Source organism: Pseudomonas sp. GD04015, from assembly GCF_029837675.1.
Lineage (GTDB): Bacteria > Pseudomonadota > Gammaproteobacteria > Pseudomonadales > Pseudomonadaceae > Aquipseudomonas > Aquipseudomonas paralcaligenes.
Map to the genome: position 1 here is coordinate 1 of NZ_JAOEEE010000003.1, position 21,189 is coordinate 21,189.

At 66.5% G+C, this 21,189-nt stretch carries 18 protein-coding genes; 5 read left to right on the forward strand and 13 right to left on the reverse strand.

Annotated elements, in window-relative coordinates:
* The 3 genes from N7640_RS02935 to N7640_RS02945 form a co-directional block, all read right to left on the reverse strand.
* A partial coding sequence (locus tag N7640_RS02935) for a lipoprotein-releasing ABC transporter permease subunit (RefSeq protein WP_279906174.1) occupies window positions 1-1,205 on the reverse strand: 1,205 nt, incomplete at its 3' end.
* Window positions 1,205-1,888: a lipoprotein-releasing ABC transporter ATP-binding protein LolD gene (lolD, locus tag N7640_RS02940; RefSeq protein ID WP_279904319.1), complete on the reverse strand. Its 684-nt coding sequence runs from the start codon at window positions 1,886-1,888 to the stop codon at window positions 1,205-1,207. The genes N7640_RS02935 and lolD, both read right to left, overlap by 1 nt.
* A complete protein-coding gene (locus N7640_RS02945) occupies window positions 1,881-3,137 on the reverse strand; it encodes a lipoprotein-releasing ABC transporter permease subunit (RefSeq protein ID WP_279904318.1) in 1,257 nt (418 codons plus the stop codon). Before N7640_RS02945 ends, lolD begins: the two co-directional genes overlap by 8 nt.
* A 98-nt stretch (window positions 3,138-3,235) precedes the next feature.
* On the opposite strand from N7640_RS02945, the gene N7640_RS02950 reads away from it, so the two are divergent.
* The 3 genes from N7640_RS02950 to N7640_RS02960 are packed head-to-tail and all read left to right on the forward strand — an operon-like array spanning window position 3,236 to window position 4,820.
* Window positions 3,236-3,811, forward strand: coding sequence for a PilZ domain-containing protein (locus N7640_RS02950; protein ID WP_279904317.1), 576 nt, complete (start codon window positions 3,236-3,238; stop codon window positions 3,809-3,811).
* Window positions 3,808-4,104, forward strand: coding sequence for a phosphodiesterase (locus N7640_RS02955; RefSeq protein WP_220814791.1), 297 nt, complete (start codon window positions 3,808-3,810; stop codon window positions 4,102-4,104). Before N7640_RS02950 ends, N7640_RS02955 begins: the two co-directional genes overlap by 4 nt.
* On the forward strand, window positions 4,101-4,820 hold the full coding sequence (locus N7640_RS02960; RefSeq protein WP_279904316.1) for a glycerophosphodiester phosphodiesterase family protein: 720 nt from the start codon (window positions 4,101-4,103) through the stop codon (window positions 4,818-4,820). Before N7640_RS02955 ends, N7640_RS02960 begins: the two co-directional genes overlap by 4 nt.
* A gap of 253 nt (window positions 4,821-5,073) precedes the next feature.
* Here N7640_RS02960 and sthA read toward each other — a convergent pair whose 3' ends face one another.
* The 10 genes from sthA to N7640_RS03010 all read right to left on the reverse strand — a co-directional run bounded on the left by sthA (window position 5,074) and on the right by N7640_RS03010 (window position 15,529).
* Window positions 5,074-6,468 (reverse strand): Si-specific NAD(P)(+) transhydrogenase, encoded by a 1,395-nt coding sequence (sthA, locus tag N7640_RS02965; RefSeq protein ID WP_220814789.1) that lies wholly within the window; start codon window positions 6,466-6,468, stop codon window positions 5,074-5,076.
* A 103-nt stretch (window positions 6,469-6,571) separates the two neighbouring features.
* Window positions 6,572-6,805 carry a (Na+)-NQR maturation NqrM gene (nqrM, locus tag N7640_RS02970; protein ID WP_220814788.1) on the reverse strand — a complete coding sequence of 78 codons (234 nt, stop codon included), beginning with the start codon at window positions 6,803-6,805 and terminating at the stop codon, window positions 6,572-6,574.
* On the reverse strand, window positions 6,802-7,815 hold the full coding sequence (locus N7640_RS02975) for an FAD:protein FMN transferase (RefSeq protein ID WP_279904429.1): 1,014 nt from the start codon (window positions 7,813-7,815) through the stop codon (window positions 6,802-6,804). The genes nqrM and N7640_RS02975 overlap by 4 nt, the downstream gene beginning before the upstream one ends.
* Window positions 7,816-7,831: 16 nt before the next feature.
* Window positions 7,832-9,058 carry an NADH:ubiquinone reductase (Na(+)-transporting) subunit F gene (gene nqrF / locus N7640_RS02980; protein ID WP_220814852.1) on the reverse strand — a complete coding sequence of 409 codons (1,227 nt, stop codon included), beginning with the start codon at window positions 9,056-9,058 and terminating at the stop codon, window positions 7,832-7,834.
* 7 nt (window positions 9,059-9,065) lie between these two features.
* A complete protein-coding gene (nqrE, locus tag N7640_RS02985) occupies window positions 9,066-9,674 on the reverse strand; it encodes an NADH:ubiquinone reductase (Na(+)-transporting) subunit E (protein WP_220814787.1) in 609 nt (202 codons plus the stop codon).
* A complete protein-coding gene (locus N7640_RS02990) occupies window positions 9,674-10,342 on the reverse strand; it encodes an NADH:ubiquinone reductase (Na(+)-transporting) subunit D (RefSeq protein ID WP_279904315.1) in 669 nt (222 codons plus the stop codon). The genes nqrE and N7640_RS02990 overlap by 1 nt, the downstream gene beginning before the upstream one ends.
* A 1-nt stretch (window position 10,343) precedes the next feature.
* Window positions 10,344-11,129, reverse strand: coding sequence for a Na(+)-translocating NADH-quinone reductase subunit C (locus N7640_RS02995; protein ID WP_279904314.1), 786 nt, complete (start codon window positions 11,127-11,129; stop codon window positions 10,344-10,346).
* A complete protein-coding gene (locus tag N7640_RS03000; RefSeq protein WP_220814784.1) occupies window positions 11,116-12,330 on the reverse strand; it encodes an NADH:ubiquinone reductase (Na(+)-transporting) subunit B in 1,215 nt (404 codons plus the stop codon). Before N7640_RS03000 ends, N7640_RS02995 begins: the two co-directional genes overlap by 14 nt.
* A gap of 3 nt (window positions 12,331-12,333) precedes the next feature.
* Complete coding sequence (locus N7640_RS03005; RefSeq protein WP_279904313.1) at window positions 12,334-13,665, reverse strand: Na(+)-translocating NADH-quinone reductase subunit A; 1,332 nt, start codon at window positions 13,663-13,665, stop codon at window positions 12,334-12,336.
* 415 nt (window positions 13,666-14,080) lie between these two features.
* The gene (locus N7640_RS03010) at window positions 14,081-15,529 is read right to left on the reverse strand and encodes a glyceraldehyde-3-phosphate dehydrogenase (protein WP_220814782.1); all 1,449 of its coding nucleotides are present in this window, start codon (window positions 15,527-15,529) and stop codon (window positions 14,081-14,083) included.
* Window positions 15,530-15,771: 242 nt separating this feature from the next.
* Here N7640_RS03010 and N7640_RS03015 point away from each other — a divergent pair, with 242 nt between their 5' ends.
* Window positions 15,772-17,397 carry a methyl-accepting chemotaxis protein gene (locus tag N7640_RS03015; protein ID WP_279904312.1) on the forward strand — a complete coding sequence of 542 codons (1,626 nt, stop codon included), beginning with the start codon at window positions 15,772-15,774 and terminating at the stop codon, window positions 17,395-17,397.
* Between the two features lie 346 nt (window positions 17,398-17,743).
* A complete protein-coding gene (mfd, locus tag N7640_RS03020; RefSeq protein ID WP_279904311.1) occupies window positions 17,744-21,184 on the forward strand; it encodes a transcription-repair coupling factor in 3,441 nt (1,146 codons plus the stop codon).
* The last annotated feature ends 5 nt before the right edge of the window (window positions 21,185-21,189 follow it).

A 21,189-nucleotide genomic window follows, 5' to 3' on the forward strand; every position in this document is an offset into this window, starting at 1 on the left:
GCCCGCCAGGACGGATAGAGGGTGGCGAGGAAGCTCATCAGCAGCGCCGCGCTGCAGATCAGCAGCACGTCCAGGCCGCGCAGGTCGGACGGCAGGCTGCTGATGAAGTACACGTCCGAGCTGAACACGTGGGCGCCGCTGACCCGCTCCAGCCAGGCCACCCAGGTGCTGACGTTGAGCGCGACGATCACGCCCAGCACGCCGCCGATCAGGGTGCCGATGCAGCCGATCACCGTGCCCTGGACCATGAACATGGCCATGATCTGCCCGGGCGTGGCGCCCAGGGTGCGCAGGATGGCGATGTCCGCGCGCTTGTCAGCCACCACCATGATCAGCGTGGCGATGATGTTGAACGCAGCCACCGCGATGATCAGCAGCAGGAGCAGGCCGATCATGGTCTTCTCCATCTGCATGGCGCTGAACAGGCTGCCCTGGGTGCGCGTCCAGTCGACCGCCTTGTAGCCGGCACCCAGCTCGGCGGCGATGGCAGCCGACACCTGCGGCGCCTGGTACAGGTCCTTGAGGGCAATGCGCACGCTCTGCACCTGACCTTCGGCCATGCGCTGCACGCTGGACGCATCGGCGATGTTGATCAGCGCCAGGCTGCCGTCCAGCTCCGCGCCGACCTTGAACACGCCGACCACGGACAGGCGCAGCATGCGCGGGGTGATGCCGCCGGCGGCGTTGCTCAGCTCCGGCACGATCAGGGTCAGCTTGTCGCCGACGTTGAGACGGAAGCGCCGCGCGCTGATCTCGCCGATGACCACGCCGAACTCGCCCGGCTTGAGGTCTTCCAGGCGGCCCTGGACCATGTGCTTGCCGATGATCGAGACCTTCTGTTCCTCGACCGGGTCGATACCGTTGATCTGCACCGGCTGCATGGTGCCCTTGTAGGAGAACATGCCCTCCAGCTCGGCGAAAGGCGCCGCGCCGGTCACCTGACGGTGCTTCATCGCGGCGGCGGCCACTGCCTGCCAGTCGTCCAGCGGCTGCGCGGCGGACAGGGTGGCATGGGGCACCATGCCGAGGATGCGCGAGCTCATTTCCTTCTGGAAGCCGTTCATCACCGACAGCACCACGATCATCGCCAGCACGCCTAGGCCTAAGCCGATCATCGAGGTCAGCGAGATGAACGAGATGTAGTGGTTGCGCCGCTTGGCCCGGGTGTAGCGGGCGCCGACGAAGATGCTCAGCGGGCGGAACATCAGGCAGCCACCAGCTTGCCGTCTTCCAGGCGCAGCACGCGGTCCATCTGGCCGGCCAGCTGCGGGTCGTGGGTCACTACCAGGAAGGCGGTGCGCGAGTCGCGGCTGAGTTCGTGCATCAGCTCCTGTATGCCCTGGGCGGTGTACTGGTCGAGGTTGCCGGTGGGCTCGTCGAGCAACACCAGCGCCGGGCTGTTGACCAGGGCGCGGGCGATGGCAACGCGCTGGCGCTCACCGCCGGACAGCTCGGACGGCTTGTGCGACAGACGATGGCCGAGGCCGACCCGCTCCAGCAGCGCGGTAGCACGCTGGCGCGCCTCGGGGATCGGCGTCTTGCCGATCAGCAGCGGCATGCACACGTTCTCCAGCGCGGTGAACTCGGGTAGCAGGTGGTGGAACTGGTAGACGAAGCCCAGCGCGCGGTTGCGCAGCAGACCGCGGGCCTTCTCGTTCAGCGCCGAGAGTTCCTCGCCGGCCAGCCAGACGCTGCCCCTGCTGGGCGTGTCCAGGCCGCCGAGCATGTTCAGCAGGGTGCTCTTGCCCGAGCCGGAGGAGCCGACGATGGCCACCCGCTCGCCGGGCAGCAGCTCCAGCTCCACGCCGCTCAGGACCTCGACCGTCTGCGGGCCTTCCTCGTAGCTCTTGCCCAGGTTGCGGCAACTCAGGACCGACTTGTCACTCATAACGCAAAGCCTCCGCGGGCTGGGTGCGCGCCGCGCGCCAGGCCGGGTAAAGGGTGGCGAGGAAACTCAGGACCAGCGCCGCGCCGCAGACCAGCGCGACGTCCTGGACCTGCACCTGCGACGGCAGGTAATCGATGAAGTACACCTCGGAATTGAGGAACTGGATGCCCAGCAGGCGCTCCAGCCCCTTGATCGCGTCGCTGACGTTGAGCGCCGCGAGCACACCGAGCACGCCGCCGGCCAGGGTGCCGACCACGCCGATCACTGAACCCTGGACCATGAAGGTCAGCATGATCTGCCGCGGCGTGGCGCCGAGAGTGCGGAGGATGGCGATGTCGGCCTTCTTGTCGGTCACCACCATAACCAGGGTGGAGATAATGTTGAAGGCGGCGACCGCGACGATCAGCAGCAGGAGCAGGCCGATCATAGTCTTCTCCATGCGGATGGCCTGGTACAGGTTGCCGTGGGTGCGGGTCCAGTCGCGGGCGTAGAAGTCCTGCTCGCGCAGCAGGCCGGCCAGTTCCCAGGCCACCTGCGGCGCCTGGAACAGGTCGTGCAGCTTGAGGCGGATGCCCTGCACCTCGCCCGCCTTGAGGCGCAGCAGGCGGCCGGCGTCCTCGACGTGGGTCATCACCACGTGGCCGTCGATCTCACCGGCGCCGACATGGAAGATGCCGACCACGGTGAAGCGCTTCATGCGCGGGAACATTCCCGCCGGGGTCACCGCCACCTCGGGCGCGACGAAGGTGACCTTGTCACCGAGCTTGAGGCCGAGCTTGTTCGCCGCCAGGTCGCCGATGAGGATGCCGAAGCCGCCGGCCTCGAGCGAATCGAGCGTGCCCTGGTCCTTGAGGAAGTAGTCGCCAATGATCGACACCTTGCCCTCTTCGGCCGGGTCGATGGCGTTGACCAGCACTTTCTGTACCTGGCCGTTATGGGTCAGCAGCCCCTGCATCTGGGTGAAGGGGGCGATCGCCGCCACCTGCGGATGGCGCAACAGCCCTTCGCCGATGGTGCGCCAGTCCTGGATAGGGGTGGTGCTGTCCAGGGTGGCGTGGGGCACCATGCCCAGAACGCGGTCGCGCATTTCGCGGTCGAAACCGTTCATGACCGACAGCACGACTATCATCACCAGTACGCCCAGGGCCAGACCGATGATGGAGGTAAGGGAGATGAAGGAGACGAACAGGCTGCGGCGTCGGGCCCGCGTGTAACGCAAGCCGATGAAGAACGGCAGGGGTCTGAACATGAGTGAGGGGTTCGCTGGCGGAAAGGGAGAAACGTCCTTGTGGCGGGGCCTGGCGCGCGGCTTTACACTCAGACCACCACTGCTGCCATGGGTTCGCCATGTCGAATCAAGACGCCGATGATCGCCGCGAATACTATCGTATCGAGGATACGATAGCACTGGATTTCAGCCTCCTCTCCGGCGCCGAAGCGCAGGCCAGTGAACCGCTGCACGACAACTCGCCGTTGTTCAATCTGCTCAGCGACATGCACCTGCTGGACTTCGAGTCGCAGCACCTGTTGCGCCATATCGGCGAGCGCGACCGCACCCTGGCCAACTACCTCAAGGTGATGAACAAGCGCATCGACCTGCTCGGCCAGGCCGTTGCGCAGAGCCTGCTGCGCGACATCGGCGCGCCGCGCCGGGTGTCCATGTCCGAGGGAGGCATCAGCTTCAACCACGGCCAGGCCGTGCCGCCGGGCAGCCACCTGGCGATCAAGATGGTGCTGATGCCCCAAGCCCTGGGCCTGCTGCTGCGCGCCAAGGTCGTGCACTGCCAGCCGCGCGACAACGGCCAGTTCGAGATCGGCACCGAGTTCGAGGCGCTCACCGATGCACAGCGCCAACTGGTGGCCCGCCACATCCTGCAGAAGCAGGCCCTGGAACGGCGCATGGCCAAGGAGCAGCAACGATGAGAACCCTTCCCCTGCTGCTGGCCCTCTGGCTGCCGCTGCCGGCGCTGGCCGAGACCATCGAAATTCCGGTCGGCCAGCAGGGCGATGCCGTCGCCGGCCTGCCCCAGCTCGGCGAGTCCAAGCGCTCGGTGCTGGAGCGCTTCGGCCTGGCGGACGAGGAACACCCGCCGGTGGGCCAGCCGCCCATCACCCGCTGGGACTACCGCACCTTCAGCGTCTACTTCGAGTACGACCATGTGGTGAACAGCGTGCTTCACCACCAGCCCCGCCATCCCACCAAGGAACAACCGTGACCCTCATCTACGGCCACCGCGGCGCCAAGGGCGAAGCACCGGAAAACACGCTCGCCAGCTTCCAGCGCTGCCTCGAACACGGTGTGAACCGTTGCGAACTGGACCTGCACCTGTCACGCGACGGCGAGCTGATGGTGATCCACGACCCGACCCTCAAGCGCACCACCGGCCGCCGCGGCAAGGTGGTGGAGCACGATGCCGCGGAACTGGTGGAACTGGACGCCCGCCTGGGCGGCCCGGGCTGGAAGACGCCCTGCCCCATTCCCAAGCTGGAAACCCTGTTCGAGCAGTGCCCGTTCGAGCACTGGCAACTGGAAGTGAAGAGCGCTTCGCGGGTGCGCGCGGCGCGCACCGTGCTGGCCATCCAGGCGCTCGCCGAGCGCTTCGGCATCACGGACAGGGTCACCGTCACCAGCAGCTCGCGCGAGGTGCTGCGCGCGCTGCGCCGGCTGACCCCGGAGCTGTCGCGCGGCCTGGTCGCCGAGTACGACTGGCTCGACCCGCTCAAGGTGGCCGCCCACCACGAATGCTCCATGCTCGCCCTGAACTGGACCCTGTGCACCCCGGAGCGCCTGCTCAAGGCGCAGAAGGCCGGCCTGCACGTGTCGGTGTGGACGGTCAACGACCCGGCGCTGATGCGCCGCCTGGCCGACTTCGGCGTGGACAGCATCATCACCGACTTCCCGGGCCTGGCCGTCGATACGCTCAAGCGCTGACCTTGGATTCCCTCTCCCTCCGGGAGAGGGCTAGGGTGAGGGGCATGCAGGCAACTCCGAGCGACTTGGCACTCCCTCACCCCCGGCCCCTCTCCCAAAGGGAGAGGGGAGAAAGCGAAAAACCGGCCCCGGGGCCGGTTTTTCGTGCGTGGCGTCGCGCCTGTTCAGAAGCTCTCCCGGTTCGGCCAGCGCCACTCGCGGGAATCGCTGAGGGGATCGCCCCCGACCGGTTCAGGCCACCGGTCGGAGCCGGTCAAAAAAGCCGGTTGAGACCGTCGAACGCCGCCACCCGGTAGGCCTCGGCCATGGTCGGGTAGTTGAAGGTGGTGTTGACGAAGTACTTGATGCTGTTCGCCTCGCCCTTCTGGTTCATGATCGCCTGGCCAATGTGGACGATCTCCGAGGCCTGGTAGCCGAAGCAGTGCACGCCGAGAATTTCCAGGGTATCGCGGTGGAACAGGATCTTCAGCATGCCCACCGGCTCGTGGGAAATCTGCGCCCGGGCCATGCCCTTGAAGAAGGCCTTGCCGACCTCGTAGGGAATCCTGGCCTGGGTCAGCTCCTTCTCGGTCTTGCCGATGGAGCTGATCTCCGGAATGGTGTAGATGCCGGTCGGCACGTCGTCGACGAAGCGCCAGCTGTCGTTCTCCACCGCGCTGCCGGCGGCCGAGCGGCCCTGGTCGTAGGCGGCGCTGGCCAGGCTCGGCCAGCCGATCACGTCGCCGGCGGCGAAGATGTTGCTCACCGGCGTGCGGTACTCCTGGTCCACCTCGATCTGGCCGCGGCTGTTGACCTTGATGCCGATGTTCTCCAGGCCCAGCTTGTCGGTGTTGCCGGTACGGCCGTTGCACCACAGCAGGCAGTCGGCCTTGATCTTCTTGCCCGACTTGAGGTGCAGGATCACCCCGTTCTCCAGCCCCTCGATGCGCTCGTACTCCTCGTTGTGGCGGATCAGCACGTTGTTGTTGCGCAGGTGGTAGCTGAGGGCGTCGGAAATCTCGTCGTCGAGGAAGCTGAGCAGCTGGTCGCGGTTGTCGATCAGGTCCACCAGCACACCGAGGCCACTGAAGATCGAGGCGTACTCGGAGCCGATCACCCCGGCGCCGTAGATGATGATGCGGCGCGGCGTGTGGGTCAGGCTGAGGATGGTGTCGCTGTCGTAGATGCGCGAATGGTTGAAGTCCACGTCCACCGGGCGGTAGGGGCGCGAGCCGGTGGCGATGACGATCTGCTTGGCCACCAGCGTCTCCACCACGCCGCTGCTGCAGACCACTTCGACGGTCTGCTCGTCGGAGAAGCTGGCGGTGCCGAAGAACACGTCGATGCGGTTGCGTGCGTAGTAGCCGGTACGCGAGGCGACCTGCTTGGCGATCACCCGCTCGGCGCTCTTCAGCACGTCGGGGAAGGAGAACCAGCGCGGCTCGCCGATCTGGCGGAACAGCGGGTTGGTGTTGTACTGCATGATCTGCCGTACCGAGTGGCGCAGCGCCTTGGACGGGATGGTGCCGAGGTGGGTGCAGTTGCCGCCCACCAGCGGGCGGTTGTCGACCACCGCCACCTTGCGCCCGGCCTTGGCCGCGTTCATCGCCGCGCCCTCGCCCGCCGGGCCGGAACCCAGCACCACCACGTCGTAGTTGTAGACCGCCATGCTCACTCCTCTCAGAACGGCTCAGGGCGCCCACGGCGCCCTGCAGGTGCCTCGCGGCACATTCGTCGTCGCCCAGCTTAGCCCGGCGAATTCGCGCAGCACATTAGCGCTTGGTCGCGTCGTAGGCGAGCTTTGCGTCCACTACATCGCCATTCTCGTCGCGATTGGCCTCCTCGCACTTCTGCCGGTTGCCGCCGCAGATCGAGCACTCCTTCTCGATACCCAGGGCGGCGATGCCGCCGCAAGAGCCGGCGATGGGCTTGCGGCCGAAGATCACGCCCACGGCCATGCCCAGCACCACCAGCAGCATCAGGCCGAACACCAGCAACCAGGTCATGGCTTGTCTCCTTCGCCGAAGCGGCGTGTGAACTCGGGCGTGGCGCGACTGGCGAAGCCCTCGTCGGTGCGGGTGACGAAGAGCGCGGGAATGCCCGCCTGCTCGGCGAAGGCATAGCCGCGCTCCGGTCCCAGCACCATCAATAGCGTAGACAACCCGTCAGCACGCAGGGCCTGCGCATCGAGCACGGTGACCGAGGCCAGCCGGTGGTCGATGGGCGCGCCGCTGCGCGGGTCGAGGGTGTGGGAGTAGCGCCGGCCGTCCCGCTCGAAGTAGTTGCGGTAGTCGCCCGAGGTGGAAACGCCGAGGCCGTCCAGCGTCAGTATCTTCTGCGCCACCCGCTGGTCGGCCCGGGGTGCCTCGATGGCGATGCGCCAGGGCGTGCCGTCAGGCTTGCGGCCCATGCCCTTGAGTTCGCCGGTGATGTCGAGCAGGTAGCTGCCCACGCCCAGTTCGGCCAGCCGCGCACCGACCAGGTCGACGGTGTAGCCGGCGGCGATGCTGTTCAGGTCGAGCTGCACCGCGGCCACCTTGCACAGACGCTCGCCGTCGATGCGCAGGAGCTGGTGGCCGACATTGGCCCGCGCCTCGGCGATCTCCTCGGCGGTGGGCACCCGCTCGCCGCGCGACTGCGGGCCGAAGCCCCACAGGTCGAGCAGCGGCTCCACGGTGAGGTCGAAGGCACCGTCGCCCTGCGTCGACAGTTCCTCGCCCAGCCGCACTAGACGCAGCACCGGTTCCGGCATGACGCGGCAGTTGCCGGCAGGCAGGCGGTTGAAGCGGGACAGTTCAGAGTCGGCGCGCCAGGTGGACATCTGCTCGTCGACCTCGGCCAGCAGGGCCTCGACCTCCGCCTTGAGCGCGGCCGGCTCCGGCGTGCTCGCGTTGGCCACATACTTGACCGAGTAGTGGCTGCCCATGGTCGGGCCGCCGAACTCCTCCACTCTGTCGCCGCAACCGGCCAGCAGGGCGCCGGCCAGCAGCGCCGCGAGCAGCCCGGCCCGGCGGATGCCAGCCAACGGGGTGCTAGCCACCGAAGTCGTCCAGCAGGATGTTCTCGCGCTCCACGCCCAGGTCCAGCAGCATCTGAATCACCGCAGCGTTCATCATCGGCGGGCCGCACATGTAGAACTCGCAGTCCTCGGGCGCCGGATGGTCCTTGAGGTAATGCTCGTAGAGCACGTGGTGGATGAATCCGGTATAGCCCTGCCAGTCATCCTCGGGCTGCGGGTCGGACAGCGCCAGGTGCCACTCGAAGTTGGGGTTCTCCGCGGCCAGGCGGTCGAACTCCTCCACGTAGAAGGCCTCGCGCAGGGAGCGCGCGCCGTACCAGAAGCTGATCTTGCGCTGACTCTTGAGGCGCTTGAGCTGGTCGAAGATGTGCGAGCGCATCGGCGCCATGCCGGCGCCGCCGCCGATGAAGACCATCTCGGCGTCGGTGTCGCGGGCGAAGAACTCGCCGAACGGCCCGTACACCGTGACCTTGTCGCCCGGCTTGAGGCCGAACACCCAGGACGACATCTTGCCCGGCGGGATGTGTTCCCTGCCCGGCGGTGGCGAGGCGATGCGGATGTTGAACTTGACGATGCCCTTCTCGTCCGGGTAGTTGGCCATCGAGTAAGCGCGGATCACCGTCTCGTCGACCTTGGACACGTACTGCCACTGGTTGAAGCGGTCCCAGTCGCCGCGGTACTCGGGCTGGATGTCGAAGTCCTTGTAGTGCACCACGTGGGGTGGGCATTCCAGCTGCACGTAGCCGCCGGCGCGGAAATCCACGTGCTCGCCTTCCGGCAGGCGCAGGGTCAGCTCCTTGATGAAGGTGGCGACGTTGGGGTTGGACTCCACCGTGCATTCCCACTTCTTCACGCCGAACACTTCGGCCGGCACCTCGATGCACATGTCCTGCTTGACCGGCGTCTGGCAGGACAGGCGCCAGCCGGCCCGGGCCTCGCGCCGGGTGAAGTGGGATTCCTCGGTGGGCAGCATCTCGCCGCCACCGCTTTCCACGATGCACTTGCACTGGGCGCAGGTGCCGCCGCCGCCGCAGGCCGAGGACAGGAACAGGTCGTTGGCCGCCAGGGTCTGCAGCAGCTTGCCGCCGGCCGGCACGGTGAGCGTGCGCTCGCCGTTGATCAGGATGTTGACGTCGCCGCCGGACACCAGCCGCGCCCGCGCCACGAGGATGATCGCCACCAGCGCCAGGACGATGCCGGCGAACATGCCGATCGCCAGGAGAATCTCGAAAGCCATCAGTTGCTCCTCACAGCTGGATGCCGCCGAACGACATGAAGCCGAGCGACATCAGACCGATGGTGATGAAGGTGATCCCGAGGCCCTGCAGCCCTTCCGGCACGTCGCTGTACTTGAGCTTCTCGCGGATCGCCGCCAGCAGCACGATGGCCAGCGCCCAGGACGACCCGGAACCCAGGCCGTAGACCACGCTCTCGGTGAAGTCGTATTCGCGCTCGACCATGAACAGGGTGCCGCCGAAGATGGCGCAGTGCACGGTGATCAGCGGCAGGAAGATGCCCAGGGCGTGGTGCAGCTTGGGCAGGTACTTGTCCAGCACCATCTCCATGATCTGCACCACGGCCGCGATCAGGCCGATGTAGCAGATCAGGCCCAGGTAGCTCAGGTCCACCTCCGGCAGGCCGGCCCAGGCCAGGGCACCGTCCTTCAGCAGATAGGTGTACATCAGGTTGTTCAGCGGCACGGTGATGACCTGCACCACCACCACGGTGATGCCGAGCATCAGCGCGGTCTCCACCTTCTTCGAGATGGCGATGAAGGTGCACATGCCGAGGAAGAAGGCCAGCGCCATGTTCTCGACGAACATGGCCTTCACGAACAGGCCCAGGTAATGCTCCATCAGTAGGCCTCCCGGTCGGAGACCTGCGGCGCCAGGCGGTAGGACGGCGCTTCCTTCTGCTCCGGCTTGTAGCTGCGCAGCGCCCAGATGATCAGGCCGATCAGGAAGAATGCCGAGGGCGGCAGCAACAGCAGCCCGTTGGGCTGGTACCAGCCGCCGTCGCTGACGAGCGGGAGGATCTGGTAGCCCAGCAGCGAGCCGGAGCCGAACAGCTCGCGGATCACGCCCAGGGCCACCAGCATGGCGCTGTAGCCCAGGCCGTTGCCGATGCCGTCGAAGAACGACAGCACCGGCGGGTGGGACATGGCGAAGGCCTCGGCGCGACCCATCACGATGCAGTTGGTGATGATCAGGCCGACGAACACCGACAGCTGCTTGGCCAGGCTGAAGGCGAAGGCCTTGAGCACCTGGTCCACCACGATCACCAGCGAGGCGATGATCACCACCTGCACGATCATCCGGATGGAGGTGGGAATCTGGCGGCGGATCATCGAGATGAACAGGTTGGAGAAGCCGGTCACCAGGGTCAGGGCGATCGACATCACCAGCGCGGTCTTGAGGGTGGAGGTCACCGCCAGGGCCGAGCAGATACCGAGGATCTGCAGGCCGATGGGGTTGTTGTGCAGGATGGGATCGAGCAGCACGCTCTTGATGCTGGGTTGAGACATGTCAGGCCTCCCCTTTCTTCAGGTTGGCCAGGAAGGGGCCGAAGCCGCTCTCGCCGAGCCAGAAATGCAGCAGATTGTTCACGCCCTTGCTGGTCAGGGTGGCGCCGGCCAGGCCGTCGACCTGGTGCGCCGCGCGGGCCGATTGCGGGTCTACGACGCCCTTGATGACTTCCACCGCCAGTTGGCCGTCGTCGTCGAACAGGGTCTTGCCCGACCACAGCCCGGTCCATTTCGGGTTATCCACTTCACCGCCCAGACCGGGCGTCTCGCCGTGCTGGTAGAAGCCGAAGCCGACCACGGTATTCAGGTCGCTCTTCACCGCGATGAAGCCGTAGAGGGTCGACCACAGGCCGTAGCCCCGCACCGGCAGGATCAGGGTGTCGAGGCTGCCGTCATGCTCGACCAGATAGACGGTGGACAGATGCTCGCGGCGGCCGATCGCGGCGATATCCCGTTCCGCCGGCAACGCGTCGGACTGCGCCGGGTCACGGGCGGCGGCCAGGTGATCGAAGCCCACCGCCTCGCCATCCGCACTGAAGCGGCCGGTGCGCAGGTCCACCAGACGCACGTGGATACTGCGGGCATAGAACTCCTGCACTTCGTCCGCGCTCATGTCGGCATGCCCCAGGCCGGCGATGGCGAGGATGCTGCGCTGCTCGTCCAGCTCGCGGTTCTTGTCCTGCAGCGGCTTGAGCGTGACTGCGGCGCCGGCGACGAACACCGAGCAGACCAGGCACACCAGCAGGGCGACGATCAGGGTACGCAGAGTCGATTCATGCTTGACCACGGGCGAGCCTCCGCTTGATGTTCGCCTGCACGACGAAGTGATCGATCAGGGGCGCGCAGAGGTTGGCGAACAGGATCGCCAGCATCATGCCCTCGGGGAACGCCGGGTTGACCACCCGGATCAGCACCACCATCACGCCGATCAGCGCGCCGAACACCCACTTGCCGGTGTCGGTCATGGAGGCCGACACCGGGTCGGTGGCCATGAAGATCATGCCGAAGGCGAACCCGCCGACCACCAGGTGCCAGTGCCAGGGCATGGCGAACAGCGGGTTGCTGTCCGAGCCGATCCAGTTGAACAGGCTGCTGGTGGCGATCATGCCGAGCATCAGGCCCACCACGATGCGCCAGGAGGCGATCTTGGTGAGCAGCAGGACCGCGCCACCGAGCAGGATCGCCAGGGTGCTGGTCTCGCCCATGGAGCCCTGCTCCAGGCCGATGAAGGCGTCCCACCAGCTCAGGCCGCTCTGGGTCAGCTGCTCGACGCCGCTGGCCGAGGCGATCGACAGCGCCGTGGCGCCGGAGAAGCCGTCCACGGCGGTCCATACCTCGTCGCCGGAAATCTGCGCCGGGTAGGCGAAGAACAGGAAGGCGCGACCGACCAGCGCCGGGTTGAGGAAGTTCTTGCCGGTGCCGCCGAACACTTCCTTGCCGATCACCACGCCGAAACTGATGCCCAGCGCAACCTGCCACAGCGGGATGCTCGGCGGCAGGATCAGGGCGAACAGGATCGAGGTGACGAAGAAGCCCTCGTTGATCTCGTGGCGGCGGATGCTGGCGAACAGCACCTCCCAGAAGCCGCCGACGATGAAGCTGGTGAGGTAGACCGGCAGGAAGTAGGCCGCGCCCTGGACCAGGCAGTCCCACAGGCTGTTGGGGTCGAACCCGGCGAGCAAGCCGATCAGGCCGAAGCGCCAGCCGTCCTGGGCGGCCAGCAGCTCGGGGCTCTGCGCGTACAGCAGGTTGGCCTGGTAGCCGACGTTCCACATGCCGAAGAACATGGCCGGGAAGGTACACAGCCACACGGTGATCATCATGCGCTTGAGATCGATGCCGTCGCGCACGTGGGCCGTGCCGCGGGTGACGCTGCCGGGGCGGTAGAAGAAGGTGTCCACCGCCTCGTAGAGGGCGTACCACTTCTCGTAGCGCCCGCCGTGTTCGAAGTGGTGCTCGATCTTGTCGAGGAATCTGCGCAGAGACATGGATCAGCCCTCCTTCTCGATGCGAGCCAGGTTATCCCGCAGGATCGGGCCGTACTCGTACTTGCCTGCACACACGTAGGAGCACAGGGCCAGGTCTTCTTCGTCCAGCTCGAGGCAGCCGAGCTTCTGCGCCATCTCGGTGTCGCCGACGATCAGGTAGCGCAGCAGCTGGGTCGGCAGGATGTCGAGCGGCATCACCGCCTCGTAGTTGCCCACCGGCACCATCGCCCGGGGGCTGCCGTTGGTGCTGGTGTCCATCGCCAGCTTGCGACCGCCCAGCAGCCGGGAAACGAAGATGTTCAGCACCGAATGCTTGTTCACTCCGGGGCGCAGGTAGTGCAGCAGCTGCCGCTCGGTGCCTTCGTGCAGGCACGAGACCTGGACGTGGTAGCGACCAAGGAAGGCGAAGGCGCCGTGGGAGGTGCGGCCGCCCAGCACCGAGCCGGAGATGATCCGGGTATGCCCAGGTCGCAGCTCGCCGGCGCACAACTCTTCCAGGCTGACGCCCAGGCGCGTGCGCAGCAGGCGCGGCCGTGTCACCACCGGCCCGGCCAGGGCCACCACGCGCTCCGGGTTCAGGTAGCCGGTGGTGAACAGCGCGCCGATGGCCAGCACGTCCTGGTAGCCGATCTGCCACACGCTCCGGGTCGCGCCGACCGGGTCGAGGAAGTGGATGTGGGTGCCCGGCAGGCCCGCCGGATGCGGCCCGGCGAATTCGACTGGGGTGGCCTGCGCCTCGCCCGGCAGGGAAACGCCCGGCGCCTTGCACAGGAACACTCTGGCCAGGCGCGCCAGCACGGCCAGGCCGTTGGCGAAGTCGTCGGCGCGCTCGCCGATGATCACGCTGGGATCGGCCGCCAGCGGGTGGGTATCGATAGCCGTGACGAAGATCGAGCTGGGCACGGCGTCCACGGCCGGCACCTTGCTGAACGGACGGGTGCGCAGGGCGCTCCAGAGGCCGGACTGCTGCAGGTTCTCGCGCACCAGCGCGGCGTCCAGGGAGGACAGCCGGGAAGCTTCGTAGCGGGCGAATTCGACGGCCTCGTCGCCTTCCAGGTCGATCACCACCGACTGCAGCATGCGCTGCTCGCCACGGTGGATGGCGGCGACCACGCCGGCTCCCGGCGAGGTGAAATGCACGCCCGGGTTCCGCTTGTCCGAGAACAGGACCTGGCCGAGGCGGACCCGGTCGCCCACCTGCACGGCCATGGTCGGCCTCATGCCGTGATAGTCACACCCCAGCAGCGCCACGCTGCGCGCGGCCCTGGCGGGCTCCACGCGCTGCTCGGGAGCGCCGCTGATGGGCAGGTCCAGCCCACGCTTGATCTTGATCATCCGAAAAATCCAAAGCCCGCTTGTCCGGCCTTCCCATGTCGCAAAAAAACGCCAGGCGGCTGCCGGAAGCAGTCGCCGAAGGGCACGACTCGGGAAAAATTCTCGGAATTATAAGGACATAAGCCAGGTGAAGCACACCGGCCAGCTCTTATTTCGACCAGTAAGTCGTAACACCAAGCAACAGGCCATGAAAAAACCGTGCCGACACTCCCCGCGACACCCTGCCGCACAAGCCTCGAAACGAATAAGCCATACCCAACCTGTGGGAGCGGCCTTGGCCGCGAAATCCGCGGATGAGCCGGATTGCCATCCGAAATACCCGCGAGAACAGGATTGCGCCACCAAACGCCATTGAGCCATAGCCACCAACGAAAAACGGGAGCCGAAGCTCCCGTTTTGCGTATTGCCCTGGCGCTTAGCGCGGGAAAGCGGGCGGGTTGACCCCGGCCATGTCTTCCATCACGCGGACCACCTGGCAGCTGTAGCCGAACTCGTTGTCGTACCACACGTACAGCACGACGCGGTTGTCGTTGCTGATGGTGGCTTCGGCATCGACCACACCGGCGTGGCGCGAGCCGACGAAGTCGGTGGACACCACTTCCTGGGAGTTGACGAAGTCGATCTGCTTCTGCAGGTCAGAGTGCATGGCCATCTGGCGCAGGTACTCGTTGATCTCTTCGCGGGTGGTGGCCTTCTCCAGGTTCAGGTTGAGGATGGCCATGGAGACGTTCGGCGTCGGCACGCGGATGGCGTTGCCGGTCAGCTTGCCCTTCAGCACCGGCAGGGCCTTGGCGGCGGCGGTGGCGGCACCGGTCTCGGTGATCACCATGTTCAGCGCAGCGCTGCGGCCACGACGGCTGCCCTTGTGGAAGTTGTCGATCAGGTTCTGGTCGTTGGTGTACGAGTGAACGGTCTCGACGTGGCCGTTGACGATGCCGTACTGGTCATTCACGGCCTTCAGCACCGGCACGATGGCGTTGGTGGTGCAGGAAGCGGCGGAGATGATCTTGTCGTCGGCGGTGATGTCGCCATGGTTGATGCCATGCACGATGTTCTTCAGCGCGCCCTTGCCCGGCGCGGTCAGCACCACGCGATCGACACCCGGGCAGGCCAGGTGCTGACCCAGGCCCTCGGCGTCACGCCAGACGCCGGTGTTGTCGACCAGCAGGGCGTTCTTGATGCCGTACTGGGTGTAGTCGACTTCCTTCGGGTCCTTGGCGTAGATCACCTGGATCAGGTTGCCGTTGGCGGTCAGGGTGTTGTTTTCCTCATCGATGGTGATGGTGCCGTTGAACGGACCATGCACGGAGTCGCGGCGCAGCAGGCTGGCACGCTTGACCAGGTCGTTGCTGGCGCCCTTGCGCACGACGATGGCGCGCAGGCGCAGGCCGTCGCCGCCACCGGTCTTCTCGATCAGGATGCGCGCCAGCAGGCGGCCGATACGACCGAAGCCGTACAGAACCACGTCGGTGCCTTCACGGGCGGCGCCGTTCTGCTTGCCGGCCACGTCGGCCAGTTCGTCCTTGGTGAACTGCTCGATGCTGCGGCCGTTGGCCTCGGTCTTGAACTTGGCGACCATCTTGCCCAGGTCCACGGAGGCGGCACCCAGTTTCAGGTCGCTCATGGTCTTGAGGATGGGGAAGGTATCGTGCACGGAGAGTTCGCTCTCGCCGTCCAGGCGGTGGCGGGCGAAGCGGTGGGCCTTGAGGATATCGATCACCGAACGGTTGATCAGGCCACGGCCGTAGATCGAGGTCACGACATTGTTGTTGCGGTAGAGCTGGCCGATCAGCGGAATCATCGCTTCCGCGAGGGCTTCACGGTCAATCCACTCACCGAGACACTGGTCGGGCTTCTGAGTCACGAGCTATACCTTCCGCATGTAGGGGCTGAAAAAAGGGGCTACATTATGCCGACCGCCGCCAGGCGGGGCAATGTACGCCTGTCGCGACGCATGCAGCCTCCCCCACGGCTCGCGACCTCAAGTAGGCGGCAGGTTCGCCGATATGGTCAATACTCTGACGAATTCGGCACCAACCTGGAGTACCGGGGCCTTCGCTTGCGCTCTGCATGGATGTTCGCGCGATACTCCATGGGGAGATGCTTATGCTGGCTCAATTGACGGTACGTGCAAGGCTGTTGTTGCTGGCGGTGGTGCCACTGCTGGTGCTGGTGGCGGTCATCGGCATGGCGCTGGCCAATGCCAGCAAGCTCAACGACAGCTTCGACGAGCTGTTCAAGGACCGCATGCGGCCCATCAGCCAGCTCAAGGTGGTGGCCGACGCCTACGCGATCTCGATGGTCGATGCGCTGCACAAGTACCGCGGCGGCACCATCGATGAAGCGGCGCTGCGCAGGATCTTCGGCGAGGCCCGCAGCGAAGGCGACAAGGCCTGGAGCGAGTACATCGCCACCCGCCTGACCGCCGAGGAAAGCAGCCGGGTCGAGCGCACCAAGCCCTATTTGCAGCGAGTGCAGCAACTGGCCGACCAATACATGGGGCAGGTCGCCAATGGTCAGCTGCTGGCCACCGACGCCACCACCTTCAACCGCACGCTGTACGACACCTTCGACCCGCTGGACGGCGAGCTGAATGGCCTGATCGCCCTGCAACTGAACGAAGGCGAACGCCTCGGCGCCGCCACCGCCGCCCAGTACCTGTCGATGCGCAACACCTTCATCGTCATCGGTGGAGTGGCGCTGCTGCTGGTGCTGGGGGCGGCGCTGGCGATCAGCCTGTCGATCATCCGTCCGCTGTCCAGCCTGCGCAGCGTGATCAGCGAGGTGCAGGAGTCCTCCAACCTGACCCTGCGCGCCAATGCCGACGGCCGTGACGAAGTGTCCTACACCGCCCGCGCCTTCAACCTGCTGCTGGAACACCAGCAGTCGCTGATTCGCCATCTGACGGATACGGCCGTGCAGCTCGCCGCCGCCTCCGAGGAGATGAGTGCGATCAGCACCCAGGTCAGTCAGGCAGCCACCACGCAGGGCGACCAGACCAACATGGTCGCCACGGCGGTGCACGAGATGAGCGTGGCGGTGCAGGAAGTGGCACAGAATGCCCAGTCCACGGCGGGCAACGCCGACAAGGCGAACAAGGAGGCACGCCAGGGCAGCGAGCTGGTGCAGTCCAATCTGCGGGCGATCCAGGGCCTGTCGGAGTCGGTGGAGAAGGCCGGCGAAGTGATCGACACCCTGCATGCCCAGAGCGACGAGATCAGCAAGGTGCTCGGCGTGATTCAAAGCATCGCCGAGCAGACCAACCTGCTGGCGCTCAACGCCGCCATCGAGGCCGCACGGGCGGGCGAGGCCGGGCGCGGTTTCGCCGTGGTCGCCGACGAGGTGCGCAGCCTGGCAAGCAATACGCAGAAGGCCACCGAGTCGATTCGCGGCATGATCGACGCCCTGCAAAGCGGCGCGCGCAGCGCGGTGAGCGCCATGCAACTGTCGCGCGAGCAGGCGCAGAACAGCGTCAGCCATGCCCGCGAGGCCGGCGAGGTGCTCAACCACATCGCCCACGCCATCGAAGGCATCGCCGACGGCAACGTGCAGATTTCCGCCGCCACCGAGGAGCAGACGGCGGTAGCCAACGAGATCAGCCAGAACATCAGCAGCCTCAACGACAGCATCGGCGAAGTGGTCAGCAGCGCCGAACAAAGCTCGCTGGCAAGCCGCGACCTGGCGCAACTGGCGAACGGCCTGCAGCAGCAGATTCAGCGCTTCCGCGCTTAAGAAGCCTGTCTCAACCCGCCAGGCAACGTGGTTTTTCTCCCAGCACCTTACTCTCCCCCGTCACCCCGGCGCAGGCCGGGGTCCAGGAGACGCGCAGGCAGCGCCGTGCTGGCAGCTGGATACCGGCCTGCGCCGGTATGACGGGCTTCTTGGATGATGCGCTGAAGAAAAACCGAGCTGCCGGCAAGCGCTACAAAAGCCTTGGATAGCCTTCAAGCCCCCTGCAAGCCCGGCTGACACGCTCTCGGCCTTGCTTCGCGCCAGGCCTGCAGCGCGCGGCTTGAAGCCTGCCGCTGCTTTAAGCGCTACAATCGCCCCTTTCTTTTCGCCAGGGACCGTGACACCCGTGCCCGTACTGCACTTGCCGAAACTGCCGGGAGCCGCCGGCAAACAGCACTGGGGCAACCTGCCCGGGGCCGCGCTGAGCCTGGCCGTCGCCGAGGCCGCCAGCGAGGCCCGCCGCTTCACACTGCTGCTGACCGCCGACAGCCAGAGCGCCGAGCGCCTGCAAGAAGAGCTGGCGTTCTTCGCCCCGGACCTGCCGGTGCTGCACTTCCCGGACTGGGAAACCCTGCCCTACGACGTGTTCTCGCCGCACCAGGACATCATTTCCCAGCGTATCGCCACCCTCTACCGCCTGCCGGAGATCAAGCACGGCGTGCTGGTGGTACCGATCGCCACCGCCCTGCACCGCCTGGCGCCGACCCGTTTCCTGCTCGGCTCCGGCCTGGTGCTGGACGTCGGCCAGAAGCTCGACGTGGAAGAAATGCGCGGCCGCCTGGAAGCGGCCGGCTACCGCTGTGTGGACACCGTCTACGAGCACGGCGAGTTCGCCGTGCGCGGCGCGCTGATCGACCTGTTCCCGATGGGCAGCGACACGCCCTTCCGCATCGACCTGTTCGACGACGAGATCGAGACCCTGCGCACCTTCGACCCGGAGACCCAGCGCTCGGTGGACAAGGTGGAATCCATCCGCCTGCTGCCGGCCCGCGAGTTCCCCCTGGAGAAGAAGGCCGTCACCGACTTCCGCGGGCGCTTCCGCGAGCGCTTCGATGTCGACTTCCGCCGCTGCCCGATCTATCAGGACCTGGCCTCCGGCATCACCCCGGCCGGCATCGAGTACTACCTGCCGCTGTTCTTCGAGGAAACCGGCACCCTGTTCGACTACCTGCCGGGCGACACCCAGGTGTTCTCCCTGCCCGGCATCGAACAGGCCGCCGAGCAGTTCTGGCTCGACGCGCGCAACCGCTACGAGGATCGCCGCGTCGACCCGGAGCGCCCGCTGCTGCCACCGGCCGACATCTTCCTGCCGGTGGAAGACTGCTTCGCCCGTCTGAAACGCTGGCCGCGCGTGGTGGTCAGCCAGGAAGACGTGGAGGTCGGCGTCGGCCGCGAGCGCTTCGACGCCCGCGCCCTGCCCGACCTGGCGATCCAGGCCAAGGCGACCGAGCCGCTGGCCGCCCTGCGCCGCTTCATCGAGGAATATCCGGGCCGCGTGCTGTTCAGCGCCGAGTCCGCCGGCCGCCGCGAGGTGCTGCTGGAGCTGCTGGCGCGGCTCAAGCTCAAGCCGGTGGAAGTGGCCGGCTGGAAGGAATTCGCCGAGAGCCGGGAGCGCCTGGCCATCACCATCGCCCCGCTGGACGAAGGGCTGCTGCTCGACGACCTCGCCCTGGTCGCCGAGAGCCCGCTGTTCGGCCAGCGCGTGATGCAGCGCCGCCGCCGCGAGAAATCGCGCGATGGCGGCGACAACGTGATCAAGAACCTCACCGAACTGCGCGAAGGCGCGCCGGTGGTGCACATCGACCACGGTGTCGGCCGCTACCTGGGCCTGGTGACCATGGAGTTCGACGGCCAGGCCGCCGAATTCCTCGCCCTGATGTACGCCGAGGAAGCCAAGCTTTACGTGCCGGTGGCCAGCCTGCACCTGATCGCCCGCTACACCGGCAGCGACGACGCCCTCGCCCCGCTGCACCGCCTCGGCTCGGAGACCTGGCAGAAGGCCAAGCGCAAGGCCGCCGAGCAGGTGCGCGACGTCGCCGCCGAACTGCTCGACATCTACGCCCGCCGCGCCGCACGCGAGGGCTACGCGTTCAAGGACCCGGCCGTCGACTACGCCACCTTCAGCGCCGGCTTCCCCTTCGAGGAGACCCCGGACCAGCAGAACGCCATCGACGCGGTGCGCGAGGACATGCTGGCAGCCAAGCCGATGGATCGCCTGGTGTGCGGCGATGTCGGCTTCGGCAAGACCGAGGTGGCCATGCGCGCCGCCTTCATCGCTGTCCATAGCGGGAGACAGGTGGCGGTGCTGGTGCCCACCACCCTGCTCGCCCAGCAGCACTACAACAGCTTCCGCGACCGCTTCGCCGACTGGCCGGTGACGGTCGAGGTGATGAGCCGCTTCAAGTCGGCCAAGGAAGTCAGCGAGGCGGTGGTCAAGCTGGCCGAGGGCAAGATCGACATCGTCATCGGCACCCACAAGCTGCTGCAGGACGATGTGCGCTTCAAGGACCTGGGCCTGTGCATCATCGACGAGGAACACCGCTTCGGCGTGCGCCAGAAGGAACAGCTCAAGGCCCTGCGCAGCGAAGTCGACATCCTCACCCTCACCGCCACGCCGATTCCGCGCACGCTGAACATGGCGGTATCGGGCATGCGCGACCTGTCGATCATCGCCACGCCGCCGGCACGCCGACTGTCGGTGCGCACCTTCGTCATGGAGCAGAACAACCCGACGATCAAGGAAGCCCTGCTGCGCGAACTGCTGCGCGGTGGCCAGGTGTACTACCTGCACAACGATGTGAAGACCATCGAGAAGTGCGCCGCCGACCTGGCCGCACTGGTGCCCGAGGCACGCATCGGCATCGGCCACGGGCAGATGCACGAGCGCGACCTGGAACGGGTGATGAGCGACTTCTACCACAAGCGCTTCAACGTGCTGATCGCCTCGACCATCATCGAGACCGGCATCGACGTGCCCAGCGCCAACACCATCCTCATCGAGCGTGCCGACAAGTTCGGCCTGGCCCAGCTGCACCAGCTGCGCGGCCGGGTCGGCCGCAGTCACCACCAGGCCTACGCCTACCTGCTGACCCCGCCACGCAAGCAGATGACCGAGGACGCACAGAAGCGCCTGGAGGCTATCGCCAACGCCCAGGACCTGGGCGCCGGCTTCGTCCTCGCCACCCACGACTTGGAGATCCGCGGCGCCGGCGAACTGCTCGGCGACGGCCAGAGCGGACAGATCCAGGCGGTCGGCTTCACCCTCTACATGGAGATGCTCGAACGCGCTGTGAAGGCCATCCGCAAGGGCGAGCAACCCAACCTGGAGCAGCCGCTGGGCGGTGGTCCGGAGGTCAACCTGCGAGTGCCGGCGCTGATCCCCGATGACTATCTGCCGGACGTGCACAGCCGCCTGATCCTCTACAAGCGCATCGCCTCGGCCGCCGACGAGGACGGCCTGAAGGAGCTGCAGGTGGAGATGATCGACCGCTTCGGCCTGCTGCCGGAGGCGACCAAGAACCTGATGCGCCTGACCCTGCTCAAGCTGCAGGCGGAGAAGCTCGGCATCAAGAAGATCGACGCCGGCCCCCAGGGCGGGCGCATCGAGTTCGCCGCCGACACCAGTGTCGATCCGCTGGTGCTGATCAAGCTGATCCAGAGCGCGCCGGCCCGCTACAAGTTCGAGGGCGCCACCCAGTTCAAGCTGCAGGTGCCGATGGAACGCCCGGAAGAACGCTTCAACACCCTGGAGGCGCTGCTGGAGCGCCTCGCCCCGCAATCCGCCTGAAAGGA

Excerpts from the sequence above, each read along its gene's own strand:
- N7640_RS03015 (WP_279904312.1), top strand. The coding sequence starts at position 15,772 with ATGCTGGCTCAATTGACGGTACGTGCAAGGCTGTTGTTGCTGGCGGTG.
- N7640_RS02955 (WP_220814791.1), top strand. The coding sequence starts at position 3,808 with ATGAGAACCCTTCCCCTGCTGCTGGCCCTCTGGCTGCCGCTGCCGGCG.
- N7640_RS02990 (WP_279904315.1), bottom strand. The coding sequence starts at position 10,342 with ATGTCTCAACCCAGCATCAAGAGCGTGCTGCTCGATCCCATCCTGCAC.
- N7640_RS02945 (WP_279904318.1), bottom strand. The coding sequence starts at position 3,137 with ATGTTCAGACCCCTGCCGTTCTTCATCGGCTTGCGTTACACGCGGGCC.
- N7640_RS03005 (WP_279904313.1), bottom strand. The coding sequence starts at position 13,665 with ATGATCAAGATCAAGCGTGGGCTGGACCTGCCCATCAGCGGCGCTCCC.
- N7640_RS03000 (WP_220814784.1), bottom strand. The coding sequence starts at position 12,330 with ATGTCTCTGCGCAGATTCCTCGACAAGATCGAGCACCACTTCGAACAC.
- nqrM (WP_220814788.1), bottom strand. The coding sequence starts at position 6,805 with ATGACCTGGTTGCTGGTGTTCGGCCTGATGCTGCTGGTGGTGCTGGGC.
- N7640_RS02950 (WP_279904317.1), top strand. The coding sequence starts at position 3,236 with ATGTCGAATCAAGACGCCGATGATCGCCGCGAATACTATCGTATCGAG.
- sthA (WP_220814789.1), bottom strand. The coding sequence starts at position 6,468 with ATGGCGGTCTACAACTACGACGTGGTGGTGCTGGGTTCCGGCCCGGCG.
- lolD (WP_279904319.1), bottom strand. The coding sequence starts at position 1,888 with ATGAGTGACAAGTCGGTCCTGAGTTGCCGCAACCTGGGCAAGAGCTAC.
- nqrE (WP_220814787.1), bottom strand. The coding sequence starts at position 9,674 with ATGGAGCATTACCTGGGCCTGTTCGTGAAGGCCATGTTCGTCGAGAAC.